Origin of the sequence: Streptomyces sp. NPDC059668 (assembly GCF_042734135.1) — a bacterium.
GTDB lineage: Bacteria > Actinomycetota > Actinomycetes > Streptomycetales > Streptomycetaceae > Streptomyces.
The window spans coordinates 50,655-67,978 of the sequence record NZ_JBHWEL010000035.1; the positions used below are offsets into that span (position 1 = coordinate 50,655).

The window sequence follows — 17,324 nt, forward strand, 5'->3', positions numbered from 1 at the left end:
TGTCCTCTTCCCGTCACTCGCCGTGCCCGTTGCGCGCCTCCCGCGGCGGCGCGCGCCCCCCTCGGGGTGGGCCCGCCCGCCCCGCGCCCCGCCCGCCCCCCCGGCCCGGGTGTCTCAGGAGGGATCAGTGACCGCCCGTCTCCTTGAACCGCTTGTAGGAGCGCTCGATCTCGGCCTCGGCCTCGGTGCGGCCCACCCAGTTGGCGCCCTCGACGGACTTGCCGGGCTCCAGGTCCTTGTAGACCTCGAAGAAGTGCTGGATCTCCAGGCGGTCGAACTCCGACACGTGGTGGATGTCGCGCAGGTGCTCCACCCGCGGGTCGTGCGCCGGGACGCACAGCAGCTTGTCGTCGCCGCCGGCCTCGTCCGTCATACGGAACATGCCGATCGTGCGGCACTGGATGAGGCAGCCCGGGAAGGTCGGCTCGTCCAGGATGACCAGCGCGTCCAGCGGGTCGCCGTCCTCGCCGAGGGTGTTCTCGACGAAGCCGTAGTCGGCGGGGTAGCTGGTCGAGGTGAAGAGTCGACGGTCCAGGCGGATCCGACCGGTCTCGTGGTCCACCTCGTACTTGTTCCGCGAACCCTTCGGAATCTCGATCGTGACGTCGAACTCCACCGGTGGCTCCTCCATGATCAACACATAGTTCTGGTGGTTAAGTGTCCCTCACGCAGGTGTGTGATCGCGAAAGGGGCTGGTGGTCGTGCCAGAGCTGAGGGCTTGGCGGGCCGCGAGACCGCATGTGCTGCGGGTCGTGCGGGCCGTTCAGCCGCGCGTGACGCGGGTCGCGGGGGCCGCGCGACCGCGGGTCAGGCGGGTTGCGCAGTCCGTACGGCCGCAGCTGGTGCGGGTCGCTCGAGCCGTGCGGCCGCGCTCCGGAAGGATCACGACCCCGCAGCTCACGGCCGTGGCCGCCACCGCGGGCCTGGCGCTCGCGGTCGGGGCGGTGGCCGTGGCCGGTCCCTGGGACTCCACCGGTCAGCGTACGGCGGAGCGTGACTGGGCCGCATCGCGGGACCGGGAGGGTGGCGCAGATCACGGGCGGGATGCCGCCGCGTCCCCCGCGTCGCCGCAGCCCGCTCCCAGCGCCGCGTCCGTGCTCACCGCCCTCGGCAGTGCCACGTCCGCGGCGCCCGCGCCGGACGCCAGGGCCCTCTCGGCCACCCTCGACCGGCTCCTGGACGTTCCCGCGCTCGGCGCCCGGCGCACGGCCGTGGTCGTCGACGTGGCGACCGGCAGACGGCTGTACGGCGAAGGGGCCGGCACGGCGCAGACCCCGGCCTCCACCACCAAGATCGCCACCGCGGTCGCCGTGCTCTCGGCCGCGGGCGCCGACCACCGCCTCACCACCCGCACGGTGCTGGAGCCCGGCACCAAGGAGGTCGTCCTCGTCGGAGGCGGCGACCCGACCCTGACCGCCCGCAAGGACGCCGGGGAGTGGGCGAGCCTGCGCGCCCTCGCCGACGACACGGCGAAGGCCCTGAAGGCCCGGCACCTGGACCGGGTGACGCTCTCGTACGACACCTCGCTCTACGCCGGTCCCGCCGTGCACCCCATCGGCCCCAACCCCAACCTCGCGCCGGTCAGCGCCCTGACGGCCGACGAGGGCCGTACCGACGCCTCGACGAGCGGCCCGGCCGACCGCACCGCGGACCCGGCGGCGGACGCCGCCGGCACGTTCGCGGACCTGCTGCGGGCCAAGGGCGTCGACAGCACGTCCCCCGGCCCGTCGAGAGCCACCAGCGGCGCACAGGCCCTCGCCTCGGTCTCCTCGCCGCCGCTGTCCGCCCTCGTGGAGCGGATGTTGACGAACAGCGACAACGACATCGCGGAGGCCATGGCACGTCAGGTCGCCGTCGCCACCGGACGGCAGCCGAGCTTCGGCGGCGGCGCCGCGGCGATAGACGCGCAGCTGCGCAAGCTCGGACTCCCGCTGTCCGGGGCGCACTTCACGGACGGCAGCGGTCTGAATCGCGACGACCGGCTGACGGCGGACCTGCTCACCGCCCTCCTGGTGAAGGCCGGTGACCCCGCCCGACCCGAACTGCGCCCCGTCCTGACCGGCCTTCCCGTCGCGGGCTTCACCGGCACCCTCAGCGACCGCTACACGAACGACTCCTCCGGCCCCGGCGTCGTACGCGCCAAGACCGGCACCCTGACCGGTGTGAACACCCTGGCGGGCACGGTCGTCGACGCGGACGGCCGGCTGCTGGCCTTCGCCTTCCTGGCCTCCGGCACGTCCGACCCGATGGCGGCCCAGTCGGCCCTGGACGACACGGCCTCGGCACTGGCGGGCTGCGGCTGCCGCTGAGTGCCGTCCCGGAGGGCGGCGCCCGGCACGGCGCCTCGCGGCGTCGGACCGGGCGCGAGGCGGCAAGGCCCCGTCGTATCCCCGAGCAAGCCTCCCCGAGTACGCCCCGTACGAGGGAGATCCGCCGCCGCGCGGCGCCCCCGCACCGGCCACCGTCCGCCCGCCCGACGCGGACCGCCGGACCCGGACCGGGGCCCCGCCGGAAACGGACCGGGCCCCGCCGGACGCGCCGACCGGCCCCGAGCCCCCGCTGTCACACGAGCCCCGGCAGCCCCGGGCGGAGGACTCATCCGGCGCCGTACCCCTAACCGCAGCCCGATCCCCTCACGTACGGTTGACGCATGACGAGCATCGGTGGTGCTGCATCTACTGGGATGGTCGACTGGAATCTCGCGGTGGCGACCGCGACACGGCTCGTGCGACCCGGCCCCGAAGTGAGCCGCGACGAGGCCCGGGAGGTCGTCGCGGAGCTGCGCCGGCACGCGAAGGCCTCGGAGGCGCACGTCCGGGGCTTCACGCGGATGGGCACGGAGGACGCCCACGACACCCCCGTACTCGTGGTCGACCGCCCCGGCTGGGTACGGGCGAACGTCGCCGGGTTCCGTGAGGTCCTCAAGCCCCTGCTGGACAAGATGCAGGAACGCCGCGGGAGCGGCCCGGGCGGCGCCGTCCTCGGTGCCGTCGGCGGCAAGGTGACCGGCGTGGAGCTGGGCATGCTCCTGTCGTTCCTGTCGTCCCGGGTCCTCGGCCAGTACGAGACCTTCGCCCCCGCGACCCGCGAGCTGCCCGCCGGGGAGAACGGCGGCGGCAGGCTCCTGCTGGTCGCGCCGAACATCGTCCACGTGGAGCGCGAACTCGACGTGGAGCCCCACGACTTCCGCCTCTGGGTGTGTCTGCACGAGGAGACGCACCGCACCCAGTTCACGGCCGTGCCCTGGCTGCGGGACCACCTGGAGGGCGAAATCCAGTCGTTCTTGGCGGAGACCGAGGTCGACCCCATGACGGTCCTGGAGCGCATCAGGGAGGCGGCGCAGTCCCTCGCGGGCGGCCGCCCCGAGGGCGAGGAGGAGGACGAGGGCCGCTCACTGGTCGAGATCGTGCAGACGCCCGCCCAGCGGGAGATCCTGGCCCGGCTGACGGCCGTGATGTCACTCCTGGAGGGCCACGCGGACTTCGTCATGGACGGGGTGGGCCCGGACGTGGTCGCCTCCGTCGCGGAGATCCGCGAGAAGTTCCAGCAGCGCCGGGCCAAGGGTGCCTCGCGCCTGGACCTCGCCCTGCGCAAGCTGCTGGGTCTGGACGCCAAACTGAAGCAGTACCGGGACGGCGAACGATTCGTGCGCGCGGTCGTCGAACAGGTGGGCATGGACGGGTTCAACCGCGTGTGGACCTCCCCCAACACGCTCCCGACGAAGACGGAGATCGCCAAACCGGCGGACTGGGTCGCGCGAGTGCACCGCAAGACGGAGTCGTGAACCCTACGGCAAGGTCGTGAAACGAATCCGGCCGACGGCAGGTGAACGCCCCTCCAATCACCCGTCCGAGGGACCGTGGGCCATGCGTAGGCGTGCAATGCTCGGGGAACGGCCTGTTTCTGTCACCATCGACACACTCTGAGTGACCGAAACTCGGGCTCACCCCCCGAAAACTTCATGAAGGGAACCGGACATGGGTCCCCATCCTGCGGTCGCGGCGATACGCCTGGCGGTCCGCCGCGTACTCCACGACATCCTCACCGACCACACCCGACCCCCAGGCGAGTCCTCCCCGCCCGGCCCGCTCGTCCTGGTCGCCTGCTCCGGCGGCGCCGACTCCATGGCGCTCGCCTCCGCCCTCGCCTTCGAAGCCCCCAAACTCGGCGTCCGCGCCGGTGGCATCACCGTGGACCACGGTCTGCAGTCCGGCTCCGATCTGCGCGCCGACGACGTGGTCGGGCGCCTCGTCGAGCTGGGCATGGCGCCCGTCGAGTCCCTCGCCGTGACCGTCGGCCGCGACGGCGGCCCCGAGGCCGCCGCCCGCGACGCCCGGTACGCCGCCCTGGACGCCGCCGCCGAGCGCCACGGCGCCGCCGCGATCCTCCTCGGACACACGCGTGACGACCAGGCCGAGACGGTTCTGCTGGGCCTCGCCCGCGGCTCCGGCATCCGCTCCCTGTCCGGAATGGCCGAGGTCTCGGGGGCCGGCGGCCGTTACCGGCGCCCCTTCCTGCACCTCGACCGGCAGACCGCGCGCAAGGCCTGCATGGCCCAGTCGCTGCCCGTCTGGGACGACCCCCACAACGCCGACCCGGCCTACACCCGTTCGCGGCTGCGCCACGAGGGTCTGCCCGCCCTGGAGAAGGCGCTGGGCAAAGGGGTGGTCGGGGCCCTCGCCCGTACCGCCCAGCTCTCCCGTGACGACGCCGACGCCCTCGACGCCTGGGCCCGTCAGGCCGAGGCCTCCGTGCGGGACACCGCGGGCCTGCTGGAGTGCGCCAAGCTCTACGCCCTGCCGCCCGCCGTGCGCCGCCGCATCCTGCGCCGAGCCGCCATCGAGGCGGGCGCCCCGGCCGGTTCGCTGTTCGCCCGCCACATCGAGGAAGTCGACCGGCTGATCACCGGCTGGCGCGGCCAGGGAGTCATCAATCTCCCGGGCAAAGTCGTCGCGCAGCGGCAGGGTGGCAGACTGGTGATTCGGCAAAGCTGAACCGTGCCCCCCTCAGGGGACGGCCGGGACAGCCGGTGGGACGACCGAAAGTGATGCGGGTGGACGCGAAAGACATGGGCACCGACCTCAAGTCGGTGCTCATCACCAAGGAAGAGATCGACGCCAAGCTGGCTGAGCTGGCCGCGAAGGTCGACGCGGAGTACGCGGGCAAGGACCTGCTGATCGTGGGGGTGCTCAAGGGCGCAGTCATGGTCATGGCGGACCTCGCGCGTGCGCTGTCCACCCCCGTCACCATGGACTGGATGGCGGTGTCCTCGTACGGCGCGGGCACCCAGTCCTCCGGCGTGGTGCGGATCCTCAAGGACCTCGACACCGACATCAAGGGCAAGCACGTCCTGATCGTCGAGGACATCATCGACTCCGGGCTGACCCTGTCCTGGCTGATCTCCAACCTCGGCTCCCGCGAGCCCGCCTCCCTCAAGGTGTGCACGCTGCTGCGCAAGCCGGAGGCGGCCAAGGTTGCGATCGACGTGGAGTGGGTCGGCTTCGACATCCCGAACGAGTTCGTGGTCGGGTACGGACTGGACTACGCCGAGAAGTACCGCAATCTCCCGTTCGTCGGTACGCTCGCGCCCCACGTCTACGGCGGCTGAACCCCCGAGCCCCGGTCTTCGTAAGACGATCGGGAACCCCAGCGGGGTTCGCGCCGTTGGAGCATGCGTGGGCGGGATTGTCAGTCGTCCCCTGCGGCTTCGGGTGACAATGCTGGGGTACCGTCCGAAGAACAGTCTTTCTAAGTCTTTATCAAACTCACTATGGCAGGAGGGACGGGGCGTCTCCGCTCCGTATGGATGGACGTGAAGCGATACTTCCGTGGGCCGGTCATGTGGATCGTGCTGGCCGTCCTTGCCGTGGTCGTGTTGATGCAGGTCGTCGGCTCGTCCGGCGGCTACAAGACAGTGGACACCGGCCAGGTCGTCCAGGCGATCAATGACAACAAGGTCGAGTCGGCCAAGATCACCACTGGCGACGAGCAGGTCATCAAGGTCTCGCTGAAGAACGGCGAGAAGGTCGATGGCAGCTCGAAGATCCAGTCGAGCTACATCGGCGACCAGGGCGTGGCCCTGGCCAACACCCTGCAGGACAAGTACCAGAACAAGCAGATTCCGGACGGCTACACCGTCGCGCCGTCCAAGCAGAACCCGTTCCTGGGCATCCTGCTGTCGCTGCTTCCCTTCGTTCTCATCGTCGTCGTCTTCCTGTTCCTGATGAACCAGATGCAGGGCGGCGGCTCCCGGGTCATGAACTTCGGGAAGTCCAAGGCGAAGCTCATCACCAAGGACACCCCGAAGACGACGTTCTCGGACGTCGCGGGTTCGGACGAGGCGGTGGAGGAGCTCCAGGAGATCAAGGAGTTCCTGCAGGAGCCGGCGAAGTTCCAGGCCGTCGGGGCGAAGATCCCCAAGGGCGTGCTCCTGTACGGGCCTCCCGGTACCGGCAAGACGCTGCTCGCGCGCGCCGTCGCGGGCGAGGCGGGCGTTCCCTTCTACTCGATCTCGGGTTCCGACTTCGTCGAGATGTTCGTCGGTGTCGGTGCCTCCCGGGTCCGTGACCTCTTCGAGCAGGCCAAGGCGAACGCCCCGGCGATCGTCTTCGTCGACGAGATCGACGCGGTCGGCCGCCACCGCGGCGCCGGCCTCGGCGGCGGTCACGACGAGCGCGAGCAGACCCTCAACCAGCTGCTCGTCGAGATGGACGGCTTCGACGTGAAGGGCGGCGTGATCCTCATCGCCGCCACGAACCGGCCCGACATCCTCGACCCGGCCCTCCTGCGCCCCGGCCGCTTCGACCGCCAGATCGCGGTCGACCGCCCGGACATGCAGGGCCGTCTGGAGATCCTCAAGGTTCACCAGAAGGGCAAGCCGGTCGCTCCGGACGTCGACCTGTCCGCCGTCGCCCGCCGCACCCCCGGCTTCACCGGTGCCGATCTCGCCAACGTGCTGAACGAGGCCGCGCTCCTGACGGCCCGCAGCAACCAGAAGCTGGTCGACAACAACATGCTGGACGAGGCGATCGACCGTGTGGTCGCGGGCCCGCAGAAGCGGACCCGGATCATGTCGGACAAGGAGAAGAAGATCACCGCGTACCACGAGGGCGGACACGCCCTCGTCGCGGCGGCGTCTCCGAACTCCGACCCGGTGCACAAGATCACCATCCTGTCGCGCGGCCGGGCCCTCGGTTACACGATGGTCCTGCCGGACGAGGACAAGTACTCCACGACGCGCAACGAGATGCTGGACCAGCTCGCGTACATGCTGGGCGGCCGCGCGGCCGAGGAGCTCGTCTTCCACGACCCGACCACCGGTGCCGCGAACGACATCGAGAAGGCCACGGCGACGGCCCGCGCGATGGTCACGCAGTACGGCATGACCGAGCGTCTCGGCGCGATCAAGTTCGGCGGCGACAACACCGAGCCGTTCCTCGGCCGGGAGATGTCGCACCCGCGCGACTACTCGGAAGAGGTCGCCGCGCTCGTCGACGAAGAGGTCAAGAAGCTCATCGAGAACGCGCACAACGAGGCCTGGGAGATCCTGGTCGAGAACCGCGACGTTCTGGACGCGCTCGTGCTCCAGCTGCTGGAGAAGGAGACGCTGAGCAAGGAGCAGATCGCCGAGGTCTTCGCTCCCATCGTGAAGCGCCCGGCCCGCCCCGCGTGGACCGGCTCCTCCCGGCGCACGCCGTCCACCCGCCCGCCGGTGCTCTCCCCCAAGGAGCTGTCACTGACGAACGGGGCGAACGGCGCGACGCCGTCCATCGCCAAGACGGAGTCCGTCCCGGCGAAGGAAGCGGCTCCCGAGGACCGCACCGAGAGCTGACCCGCTCAGTTCCGACGGGCTCAGCAGGCCCGGAATGACTGCCGCGCCCCCCAGGTTTTAGCCTGGGGGGCGCGGCATTTCGTTATGTCCGCACGTCGGCGCGCCGAACCGCGCGCGCCGAGAGGCACAGGAACGAGGACCACATGACCGACCCCGTGACGCTGGACGGCGAGGGCTCGATCGGCGAGTTCGACGAGAAGCGCGCCGAGAACGCCGTACGAGAGCTCCTCATCGCGGTCGGTGAGGACCCGGAGCGTGAGGGCCTGCGGGAGACGCCGGGGCGGGTGGCGAGGGCGTACAAGGAGATATTCGCCGGTCTGTGGCAGCGGCCCGAAGATGTGCTGACGACCACCTTCGACCTCGGACACGACGAGATGGTGCTCGTGAAGGACATCGAAGTCCTCAGCAGCTGTGAGCATCATCTGGTCCCGTTCGTCGGAGTGGCCCATGTCGGGTACATCCCGTCCTCGGACGGCAAGATCACGGGCCTTTCGAAGCTCGCCCGGCTCGTGGACGTCTATGCCCGGCGGCCGCAGGTCCAGGAGCGGCTCACCACGCAGATCGCCGATTCCCTGATGGAGATCCTGGAGCCGCGGGGCGTGATCGTCGTCGTGGAGTGCGAGCACATGTGCATGTCGATGCGCGGTGTCCGCAAGCCGGGCGCGAAGACCATCACCTCGGCGGTGCGCGGCCAGATGCGGGATCCGGCCACCCGCAACGAGGCGATGAGCCTGATCATGGCGCGCTGAATCCGCTTGCGGCGTCCAGGGAGTGCTCCCGGTGCGGTCGCGGCCGCCGGTGCGCGAGGGAACGGCTCCCGGGGTCCGGGGGCCAGGTGGTTGAGCGCTGCCGGTGCCGCGCGGGCGTCACGCGACCGGGGCCGTGCCGCCCTGGCCGTTGTCGTCCTCGTCCTCCGGGAGCTTGCAGACGCGCTCCAGGAAGAAGGCGGCCGCTATGACCGCGATGCCCGCCAGCACCGAGAAGCCGGCGTAGATGGCCTGGTCGCGGCGGGCCGGGACTTCCAGGGACTCCAGCAGGAACGCGCCCGCGCCGCCGTACATGCCGGCCACCAGGGCGGCGACCAGGGCGCTCGCCTGGCCGAAGACGACCGCGCGGGCCGCCATCAGCGGGTCGACGCCCTTGGCACCGGGGCGGCGCTCGCGCTGGGCCTTGAGGCGGGCGCGCAGCGAGAGCGCCGTGGACAGCAGCACGACGGCGATCAGGGCCAGCACGATGGGGGCGGCCAGCGGGACGCGGGGAAGCGTCCCCACCGCGTTCCACAGCCGGGCGCCCGCCCAGGACAGCACGCCCGCCACGACGAACACGGCGGCCAGCGTCCTGATCCGCAGCTCTTTCACTTTGCCCCTTCGGTCGCCCGCCCCCGGACGGTCGTCCGGCCTCTGGTCGTCTTGACCTTAACGACTACTCGGGCAGGTGGAGTTCCAGGTCGGCGCGGGGCGTGACATCGTCCTGGCCGACGCCGGCGAGGAGCTGTGCCACCGGGCCGCGGCCGGGCAGCTGGGCCTCGGGCTCCACGTCGTGCCAGGGGGCGAGGACGAAGGCCCGTTCGTGGGCGTGCGGGTGAGGCAGCGTCAGGACCGGGTCGTCGGAGACGACATCGGCGTACGCCACGATGTCCACGTCGATCGTGCGTGCGCCCCAGCGCTCGTCGCGGACCCGGTCGAAGGCCTCCTCGACCGCGTGGGCCCGCTCCAGGAGCGAGGACGGGGGGAGGGTGGTCCTGAGGACCACGACGGCGTTGAGGTACGTCGGCTGGCTGCCCGGCTCGACGCCCCACGGCTCGGTCTCGTAGACGGGCGAGACCGCTTTGACGCGGACGCCCGGGGTGTCCTCCAGGGCGTCGACGGCGCCCTGGAGGGTCTCCAGCCGGTTGCCCAGGTTCGAGCCGAGCGAGAGGACCGCCCGCTTCGGGTTCTGCAGTGTCGTGTCGGCCGCGTCCACGCGCTCCACCACTGAGGCGGGCACCGGCTGGACCGTCGGGTCGCTGTGGCCTTCGGTGTAGGACGCAGTCATACTCGGCTCCGGGTGATGGTGACGGTCACGTCGTCGAAGGGGACCGTGATCGGCGCGTCCGGCTTGTGGACGCAGACTTCGACCTCCCTTACCCCGTCGTGCTTGAGGCAGGCCTGGGCGATGCGCTCGGCGAGGGTCTCGATGAGGTCGACGGGCTCGCCCTCGACGATGGCCACGACCTCCTCCGCCACGATGCCGTAGTGCACGGTCTTCGTCAGGTCGTCGTCGGCCGCGGCCGGCCGGGTGTCCAGGCCCAGCGACAGGTCGACGATGAAGGGCTGTCCCTCTTCGCGTTCCTTCTGGAAGACACCGTGGTGTCCGCGAGCCTTGAGGCCGCGCAGCGCGACACGATCCACGCGAATCACTCCTGCAATCGTCGGTAGGGCCCGTCGTGCACCGCGTGCGGTCGGCACACCGGCCTTCGAACGAATCTACCTGCGGGCACTGACAGTGTTCGCCCGTGGGGGCGCGTGCCCACCTGCTGGTCACGAGGTTTCATCGGGTGTTTCCCCTGGGGAACGCGGCGGCTCACGGGTCGGTAGCGGCCCATACCCGGCGGTTCGTGATTCCAACCACTCCTTGGTCCCGCCGGGGGCCCGGCCCACTCAACCGGGTGTCTCCTCGTCCTCCTCCTCTCCGGATTCGGCGAGGACGGGGGAGGCGTGGTGCGACCAGAGCTTCCAGCCGTCGTCCGTGCGCCGGAACACGTTCGTGGCGACCACCAGCTGGCCCACCAGCGGGCCGAGCTCGTCGCTGTCGTCGGGCGGGGGGCCGCCGCTGAGGATGTTCTCGGTGCAGGTGACCAGCGCGGTGTCGCCGGTGACGGAGACGTGCACGTCCGTGAGGAAGAACTGGATGTACTCGGTGTTGGCCATGATCAGCGCGTACGAGCGCAGGACCTCGCCGCGGCCGTTGAGGACCGGCCAGCCGGGGTGGACGCAGGAGACCTCCGCGCCCTCGCTCCCGGTGTCGTCGTCGACGATGTCCAGAGGGGCCAGCCAGAGGGACGACAGCACTTCGAAGTCGCCCCTCTCCAGTGCCTCGTAGAAGGTGGTGTTGGCGAGTTCCACCTGCTCGACATCGGTGCGCGGTGCGCTCACTGGGCTCCCTCGACGGCCCGGGCGACGCGTACGGCGTCGGCGGTGGCCCGTACCTCGTGGACACGGACCGCCCACGCGCCCTGGTGGGCGGCGAGCGCGGAGACGGCGGCGGTGGCGGCGTCCCGTTCGCGGGCCGGTGGCGGGGCGCCTTCCGGGCCCGCCAGGACGTGGCCGAGGAAGCGTTTGCGCGACGCGGCGACCAGGAGCGGACGGCCGAGGCCGCCCAGCCGGTCGAGGTGGGCGAGGAGCGTCAGGTCGTGCTCGGAGTCCTTGGAGAAGCCGAGGCCCGGGTCGACGACGATCCGGTCGGGGCTGACACCGCCGGCCAGCACGGCCTCCACGCGTGCGTGCAGCTCGTCGACGACTTCGGAGACGACGTCCGCGTAGGTCCCCCGCACGTTGCCGCCCTCCAGGAAGCCGCGCCAGTGCATGACCACGAAGGGGGCTCCCGCCGCGGCGACGGCGGAGATCATCGCGGGGTCGGCGAGTCCGCCGCTGACGTCGTTGACCAGGGCGGCTCCCGCGGCGAGGGCCTGCTCGGCGACGCTGGCGCGCATGGTGTCCACGGAGACGGTGACCCCCTCGGAGGCCAGGCCCCGGACGACCGGGATCACCCGCTTGAGCTCTTCCGCCTCGTCGACGCGGGAGGCGCCGGGGCGGGTGGACTCGCCGCCCACGTCCACCAGGTCGGCGCCCTCGGTGACCAGGTGGAGGCCGTGTTTGACGGCGGCCGTCGTGTCGAACCAGCGGCCGCCGTCCGAGAAGGAATCGGGCGTGACGTTGACGACTCCCATGACCGCGCAGCGGTCCCAGGTCGGCAGTCCCGCGACGTGGCCGCGCCGGCGCTCAGTGCTCATACGTCCAGCCTAGGCCTCCGGTGCGGGCCGGATTCCTCCGCGGGTCGGGGGTGACCAGGGTCTCCGGGCGGCCTCGCGGCCGGTCCGGGCTCCGTCGGCGGGCCCCCTCACCGGTGCGGGCCCCCGCGGTCCGGGCGAGGGCCCTCGGGGCCGGGACCGGGGGGCCGCCCGGACCGCGGGGGCCCGTCCACGCGGCTACGCCGCTCTGACCCCGCGTTCCGCCACCCCGTGCGCGCAGGGGCGCGGGGCCCTGACACGGCGGCGGAGCAGGCCGGGAAGGGCCAGGTTCACGAAGCCCTCGGCCTGCATGGCGGCGAAGCCGATGCGGGGGAGGTCGCGGGAGGAGCCGTAGACGACGAAGCGGGGCTCCCAGCGCGGGCGGAACTTGGCGTTGAACTTGTACAGGGACTCGATCTGGAACCAGCGGGACAGGAAGACCAGCAGTCCGCGCCAGGCGCGGAGGACCGGCCCCGCGCCGATCTTCTCGCCGCGTGCCAGTGCTGAGCGGAACATCGCGAAGTTGAGCGAGATCCGCTGGATGCCGAGGCGCGGGGACGCCTCCAGCGCGGCCACGATGAGGAGTTCGTTCATGCCCGGGTCGGCCGCGCGGTCGCGCCGCATGAGGTCAAGGGAGACCCCGTCGGTGCCCCACGGGACGAAGTGGAGGACGGCCTTCAGATCGCCGTAGGGGCCGGTTACGTCGTCGGACTTGTGGGCGGTGGCGATCAGGCAGTCGCTGTCGGACGGGTCGCCGATGCGGCCGAGCGCCATGGAGAAGCCGCGTTCGGTGTCCGTGCCGCGCCACGCCTCCGCGGCGTGGCGTATCCGGTCCAGTTCGCCCTCGCTGAGGTCACGGATGCGCCGTACCCGGGTCTCGTAGCCAGCGCGTTCGATGCGTTTCACCATCTGGCGCACGTTGCGCATCGCGCGCCCGGCCAGCGAGAAATCCGCGACGTCCACCACCGCCTCGTCGCCCAGTTCGAGGGCGTCGAGGCCGGTCTCCCGGGTCCACACCTCGCCGCCCGTCTCGGAGCAGCCCATCACGGCCGGGGTCCAGGAGTGGGCCTTGGCCTCGTCCATGAAGCGTTCGATGGCGCCGGGCCAGGCCTCGACGTCGCCGATGGGGTCGCCGCTGGCCAGCATCACGCCGGAGACGACGCGGTAGGTGACGGCCGCCTTGCCGCTGGGCGAGAACACGACGGCCTTGTCACGGCGGAGCGCGAAGTGGCCGAGCGAGTCGCGGCCGCCGTGTTTGTCGAGGAGGGTCCGCAGCCGGGTCTCGTCGTCCTCCGTGAGGCGGGCGGCGGGGTGTTCGGGGCGGAAGGCCAGATAGATCGTCGTGACGGCGGTCAGCCAGCCGAGCGCGCCGAGCGAGAAGGCGACCGTCCAGGAGGTGGGTCCGGCGTAGTCGACGGGGCCCTCGAAGCCGAACAGTCCGTAGAGCACATGGGCGATGCGGTCGGCGAGGCTCGGGTCGCCGACCATCCGGTCCTCGTGGACGCTGACGATGATCAGTCCGAGGACGAGGGAACCGGCGCCCATGAGGACGAAGTTCGCGAGGGCCCGCCAGCGGCTGCGCGGATCGGGCAGGGCGGCGAACTCGCTCCGGTGGCGCAGCAGCGGTGCGAGCAGCGCGAGGGAGATGACGACGCCGATGAGCGAATGGCGGTACGCGAACTGGGCGACGGCGCCGGCCGGCAGCAGCACCACGGCGGCGCGCCACGCCCGGCGCTTGCGGCGGCGCAGTCCATGGGCGAGGAGCAGAAGGAGTACGCCCGCGCTGAGCGACAGCGCCGCGGCGAAGGGGCCGAACGAACCCGGCAGGACCTCGGCCAGGGCGTGCATTCGGCTGCGCCGGAAGCGCGGGAAGACGCCGGCGGCGATGTCCAGGACCCCTACGAGTGTGCAGGCCCTGGCGACGAGGGCGGGGACGGCCTCAGGGCGGGGACCACGGACTATGCGTCGCGTCCCACCTGTTCGGTCTGGAACCCCACCCGACATTTCCCCATCTATCCTGACAGACATCGCATCCCGTAGTTCTGCGAGAGACCTTGATTCCGGTGCCATTCCGGCATCCGGCGACATTGCGCCCTCTAGGACGGTGTCTTGGGGGGTCAGGTTCACTCCCCATCGGAAAGCCGTTTCAAAAGGCAAGGAAAGTCCGGGGCAAGGTCCTGCGAAAGTGCAGGGCGGGCCAGGGACGGGAAGCGCAGGCGGGAACAGTCCATGGGTCTCACAAGCAACAAGGTGCTCGCGTTGGCGATCTTGTTCGCCGTGCTGCTGTTCGTCGGCACGGTGTGGTGGTGGCCACGGCTGGCGCGGCGCAACTGGCGTGCTGTCGGCGGACGGATCGGTCTGCTCCTGGTCACCCAGGTGGCGGTCTTCGCCTCGATCGGTCTGTTCGCCAACCAGGCGTTCGGGTTCTACGCGACCTGGGCCGATCTCCTCGGCCGGGAGAGCGGCCAGGGTGTGGTGGTCGACCATTCGGGCCGGAGCGGGGCCGGCGGGCCTCTTCAGGTGGTCGACACCCGGCAGGTGAACGTGTCGGGCGGTGCCCGGCCGCAAGTCGGCGGCCAGATCCAGAAGGTCGACATCGTCGGCCGTACGACACACATCGCCACCCCGGCGTACGTCTATCTGCCCCCCGAGTACTTCCAGGCGCGCTACCGCACCCGCACCTTCCCGGCGACCGCGGTCCTCACCGGATACCCGGGCACCGCGGAGGCGCTCATCAAGGGGCTGCACTACCCGCAGACGGCCCACGAGTTGGCCAAGGACGGCAGGATGCAGCCGATGATCCTGGTCATGATGCGGCCCACCGTCGCGCCGCCGCGGGACACCGAGTGCGTGGACATCCCGGGCGGACCGCAGACCGAGTCCTTCTTCGCCAGGGACCTTCCCGAGGCCGTGACGGCCCACTACAGGGTGGGCAAGAGGCCCGGGAGCTGGGGCATCGTCGGCGACTCCACGGGCGGTTACTGCGCGCTGAAGCTGGCCGTGCACCACCCCGAGACGTACGCCGCCGCGGCGGGCCTGTCGCCCTACTACAGGGCGCCGATCGACCCGACGACGGGCGACCTCTTCCACGGGGACCGGCTGCTGCGCAACTCGGCCGACCTGCGCTGGTACCTGCGGCACAACCCGGCGCCCCGCACGTCGCTGCTGGTCACCAGCAGCAAGGTGGGCGAGCACAACTACCGGGACACGCTGAGGTTCATCGACCAGGTGAAGGCCACCGGGCGCACCGGGATCGCGTCGATCATCCTCGACAGCGGTGGTCACAATTTCAACACGTGGCGCAGGGAGATCCCGGGGACGCTGCAGTGGATCAGCGGGATGCTGAGCGACCGCTGACGGTCCCTCCGGGGAGCGCCGGCGGTTCCTCCCGGGGAGCCCGATCGGCTCGACGGAGAAGATCCGGAGAATTCCCGCTGACTGTTTCGCGGCGCGTTCTCCGGCCGTTCCGCCGCCTATTCGGCGAGAAACGCGACCTCAAAGCGCTTTCGGAATGGCGGACGGTCCGCACGTAGGGTCCCGGCCGGAGGATCGGGACGAAGGGGCTGATCAACAACCGGCGGTGCTCGCGGGGCATGTGGGGCCGACGGGGCACGTGGTGGCCTTTTGCGGGCGGGCGGTCGCCCTTGGGGCAGCCGGGGTGCCGCGAAGGTTTCGGGGTGGCTGTGTTTTTACCGGGCGGGGCTCCAAGATTCGCCTACGCGCGGTAAGTTTCTGGCCATGCCACGTGGACGTCACCGCCATTCCCCGCCTCTGCACAGGCTGCTGCCTCCCTCGGCGATCGCGGGCGTCTCGCTCGTCTGCGCCGTGGGGCCCTGGCTGTTCACGGAGCCAGGTGTGCTCCGCATGCTGGCGGCGGGCGCCGCGGTGACCGCTGTCGCCGGCGCCGTCGTCATGCGCAGCTGGGACACGGCCGCGGGCAAGCGGGTCGCGGACCTCACGCGCGCGCGTGCGAGCGACGAGTGGCGTCACGAGGAACGCGTCGCCGAACTGGAGACGGACCTCGACGAGTCGCGCGAGCTGCGCACCAAGCTCGAACACAACCTGCGGGCCAAGCGCGCGGAGCTGGCGGGCCTGCGCAACGAGCACGCGGCGCTGCTGCGCCGGTACGCCACGGCGGAGACCGAGCGCGCGAGCGCGCTGGAGGGCCGGCGGCTGCTCGAGATAGAGACCACGGCTCCCGTCCGCGAGCTGCCCGCCGCGGGGGAGCCGGGCCGTTCCGCGGACTCCGCGGAACCGGAGACCACCGAAGCGGTGGACCCGGCGCGGACGCCCGAGGACGCGGCCGACACGGGCGAGGGGACGGCCGCGGGCGAGGAGACGCACGCGGGCGAGGGCACGGACGCCGAAGCGGGAGCGACGGCGGAGAAGACGGAGGACGCGGAGGACGCGGAGAAGGAGGCCGGCGAGGAGCCGGCGGCCGGGGCCTCGGACGCGTCCGGGACCGGCGAGGCGTTCTCCCCGGCCGGCTCGTCGCTCTTCCTGCGGGCCGACGCGGCGCTCAGCCGGATCACGGGCGGTGCCGCGGAGGCCGACGCCCCCGACACGGATGCCGCCGGAGACACCGACGCCGACACCGGATCCGCCTCGGACGACGCCTCCGCCTCCGATGACGACGGTGACGTTGCCCATGCCGGTGACGCCCACGATGACGTGGCCGGCGGCACCGACCCGACCGCGGACTCCGACCCCGAGCCGGACCCCGATCCCGAGGCCGAGTCCGTGCCGGAGGACGACGACCAAGGGGCCACCGCGGGTGCCGAGTCCGGCGACGCACCGGCGGACGGGCCCGCGCACGCCGCCCCCGCGAACCCCACGACCCCCGTGAGCCCCTCCGACAAGCAGCCCGCGCGGGCCGACGCCACCGACGTCGCTCCGTCCCCGGACGGACCCGCGGAGACGACGGACACGACGGACGTGACACGGCAGGTCGCGGCGCCCGAGGCGGCCGACGAGCACGAGCGCCCGGACACCGAGGCCGCGCCCACGAAGACCCCCGCGCCCACTCCCTCCCCCGCCCACGCGAAGGCGTCCGCGGCGGCCGAGGAGACGGCGCACTCCGCGCAGCCGGTGAAGCCCGCCAAGCCCATGCGTCCCTCGGGGCACTTCACCGTGCCGACCGCGGTGGCCGTCGTGCCGACCGCGCCCGCGCGGCGCCCGTCCGTCGAGGGCGGGTTCGACTTCTTCGGTACGCAGCAGGGGTCGTCCGAGGCGATGGAGTCGGTGCAGAACGAGGACCTCGCCGACGTGGTCGGCCAGGAGGCGCTCGCCCTGCACAAGGCCGAGGCCGAGGCCGGTTTCAAGCCCGTCGACGAGGGGTCCCGCGGCGTCGGCCAGGTCATCGACCTGACGGCGCACGACGAGACCGAGCACATCGACGTGGGCGTGCTGCGGAGCGCGGTTTCCTGACCGGCGCCTCCCACCGGCCGAGGCGTCGGAGTCGTCGTACGAGAGGGCAGTGGCACCGAGCCGCTGCCCTCTCTCCGT

The 17,324-nt window shown here is 71.6% G+C and carries 15 protein-coding genes; 8 read left to right on the plus strand and 7 right to left on the minus strand.

The features are described from left to right. Positions 1 to 124: 124 nt before the first annotated feature. A complete protein-coding gene (locus ACFV2J_RS24235) occupies positions 125 to 616 on the minus strand; it encodes an inorganic diphosphatase (RefSeq protein ID WP_385094531.1) in 492 nt (163 codons plus the stop codon). Positions 617 to 695: 79 nt separating this feature from the next. Between ACFV2J_RS24235 and dacB the strand changes: the two genes are divergently transcribed. From dacB to folE, 6 genes are all read left to right on the plus strand, one after another. Then, complete coding sequence (gene dacB / locus ACFV2J_RS24240) at positions 696 to 2,309, plus strand: D-alanyl-D-alanine carboxypeptidase/D-alanyl-D-alanine-endopeptidase (protein ID WP_385094526.1); 1,614 nt, start codon at positions 696 to 698, stop codon at positions 2,307 to 2,309. 341 nt (positions 2,310 to 2,650) lie between these two features. Next, complete coding sequence (locus ACFV2J_RS24245) at positions 2,651 to 3,784, plus strand: zinc-dependent metalloprotease (protein WP_385094524.1); 1,134 nt, start codon at positions 2,651 to 2,653, stop codon at positions 3,782 to 3,784. Positions 3,785 to 3,977: 193 nt separating this feature from the next. Further along, the gene (gene tilS / locus ACFV2J_RS24250; protein WP_385094521.1) at positions 3,978 to 4,994 is read left to right on the plus strand and encodes a tRNA lysidine(34) synthetase TilS; all 1,017 of its coding nucleotides are present in this window, start codon (positions 3,978 to 3,980) and stop codon (positions 4,992 to 4,994) included. 53 nt (positions 4,995 to 5,047) lie between these two features. Continuing rightward, the gene (gene hpt / locus ACFV2J_RS24255) at positions 5,048 to 5,608 is read left to right on the plus strand and encodes a hypoxanthine phosphoribosyltransferase (RefSeq protein WP_148012436.1); all 561 of its coding nucleotides are present in this window, start codon (positions 5,048 to 5,050) and stop codon (positions 5,606 to 5,608) included. 198 nt (positions 5,609 to 5,806) lie between these two features. Continuing rightward, positions 5,807 to 7,831: an ATP-dependent zinc metalloprotease FtsH gene (gene ftsH, locus ACFV2J_RS24260; RefSeq protein ID WP_385440514.1), complete on the plus strand. Its 2,025-nt coding sequence runs from the start codon at positions 5,807 to 5,809 to the stop codon at positions 7,829 to 7,831. 143 nt (positions 7,832 to 7,974) lie between these two features. Beyond that, positions 7,975 to 8,580 carry a GTP cyclohydrolase I FolE gene (gene folE, locus ACFV2J_RS24265; protein ID WP_359486291.1) on the plus strand — a complete coding sequence of 202 codons (606 nt, stop codon included), beginning with the start codon at positions 7,975 to 7,977 and terminating at the stop codon, positions 8,578 to 8,580. A 117-nt stretch (positions 8,581 to 8,697) separates the two neighbouring features. Here the strand turns inward: folE and ACFV2J_RS24270 are convergent, their stop codons facing one another. From ACFV2J_RS24270 to ACFV2J_RS24295, 6 genes are all read right to left on the minus strand, one after another. Then, positions 8,698 to 9,189, minus strand: coding sequence for a DUF3180 domain-containing protein (locus tag ACFV2J_RS24270; protein ID WP_385095835.1), 492 nt, complete (start codon positions 9,187 to 9,189; stop codon positions 8,698 to 8,700). Between the two features lie 64 nt (positions 9,190 to 9,253). Next, positions 9,254 to 9,865, minus strand: coding sequence for a 2-amino-4-hydroxy-6-hydroxymethyldihydropteridine diphosphokinase (gene folK, locus ACFV2J_RS24275; RefSeq protein ID WP_385095831.1), 612 nt, complete (start codon positions 9,863 to 9,865; stop codon positions 9,254 to 9,256). Next, positions 9,862 to 10,221: a dihydroneopterin aldolase gene (gene folB, locus ACFV2J_RS24280; RefSeq protein WP_153289304.1), complete on the minus strand. Its 360-nt coding sequence runs from the start codon at positions 10,219 to 10,221 to the stop codon at positions 9,862 to 9,864. The genes folK and folB overlap by 4 nt, the downstream gene beginning before the upstream one ends. A 249-nt stretch (positions 10,222 to 10,470) precedes the next feature. Further along, entirely contained in the window at positions 10,471 to 10,965 is a 495-nt protein-coding gene (locus ACFV2J_RS24285) for a nuclear transport factor 2 family protein (protein WP_385095828.1), read from the minus strand. Then, positions 10,962 to 11,822, minus strand: a complete 861-nt coding sequence (gene folP / locus ACFV2J_RS24290) for a dihydropteroate synthase (protein ID WP_385095826.1) — start codon at positions 11,820 to 11,822, stop codon at positions 10,962 to 10,964. Before folP ends, ACFV2J_RS24285 begins: the two co-directional genes overlap by 4 nt. A 195-nt stretch (positions 11,823 to 12,017) precedes the next feature. Next, positions 12,018 to 13,823 carry a phosphatidylglycerol lysyltransferase domain-containing protein gene (locus tag ACFV2J_RS24295; protein ID WP_385096502.1) on the minus strand — a complete coding sequence of 602 codons (1,806 nt, stop codon included), beginning with the start codon at positions 13,821 to 13,823 and terminating at the stop codon, positions 12,018 to 12,020. Positions 13,824 to 14,048: 225 nt separating this feature from the next. Here ACFV2J_RS24295 and ACFV2J_RS24300 point away from each other — a divergent pair, with 225 nt between their 5' ends. Next, positions 14,049 to 15,176, plus strand: coding sequence for an alpha/beta hydrolase (locus tag ACFV2J_RS24300; RefSeq protein WP_385096499.1), 1,128 nt, complete (start codon positions 14,049 to 14,051; stop codon positions 15,174 to 15,176). 381 nt (positions 15,177 to 15,557) lie between these two features. Next, on the plus strand, positions 15,558 to 17,246 hold the full coding sequence (locus ACFV2J_RS24305) for a hypothetical protein (protein WP_385440522.1): 1,689 nt from the start codon (positions 15,558 to 15,560) through the stop codon (positions 17,244 to 17,246). Positions 17,247 to 17,324 lie beyond the last annotated feature (78 nt).

Bases quoted from the DNA above. Each gene is read 5' to 3' on its own strand.
- ftsH (WP_385440514.1), top strand. From the start codon at position 5,807: ATGGACGTGAAGCGATACTTCCGTGGGCCGGTCATGTGGATCGTGCTG.
- folE (WP_359486291.1), top strand. From the start codon at position 7,975: ATGACCGACCCCGTGACGCTGGACGGCGAGGGCTCGATCGGCGAGTTC.
- ACFV2J_RS24245 (WP_385094524.1), top strand. From the start codon at position 2,651: ATGACGAGCATCGGTGGTGCTGCATCTACTGGGATGGTCGACTGGAAT.
- tilS (WP_385094521.1), top strand. From the start codon at position 3,978: ATGGGTCCCCATCCTGCGGTCGCGGCGATACGCCTGGCGGTCCGCCGC.
- folK (WP_385095831.1), bottom strand. From the start codon at position 9,865: ATGACTGCGTCCTACACCGAAGGCCACAGCGACCCGACGGTCCAGCCG.
- ACFV2J_RS24300 (WP_385096499.1), top strand. From the start codon at position 14,049: ATGGGTCTCACAAGCAACAAGGTGCTCGCGTTGGCGATCTTGTTCGCC.
- hpt (WP_148012436.1), top strand. From the start codon at position 5,048: ATGCGGGTGGACGCGAAAGACATGGGCACCGACCTCAAGTCGGTGCTC.
- folP (WP_385095826.1), bottom strand. From the start codon at position 11,822: ATGAGCACTGAGCGCCGGCGCGGCCACGTCGCGGGACTGCCGACCTGG.
- ACFV2J_RS24295 (WP_385096502.1), bottom strand. From the start codon at position 13,823: ATGTCGGGTGGGGTTCCAGACCGAACAGGTGGGACGCGACGCATAGTC.
- ACFV2J_RS24305 (WP_385440522.1), top strand. From the start codon at position 15,558: ATGCCACGTGGACGTCACCGCCATTCCCCGCCTCTGCACAGGCTGCTG.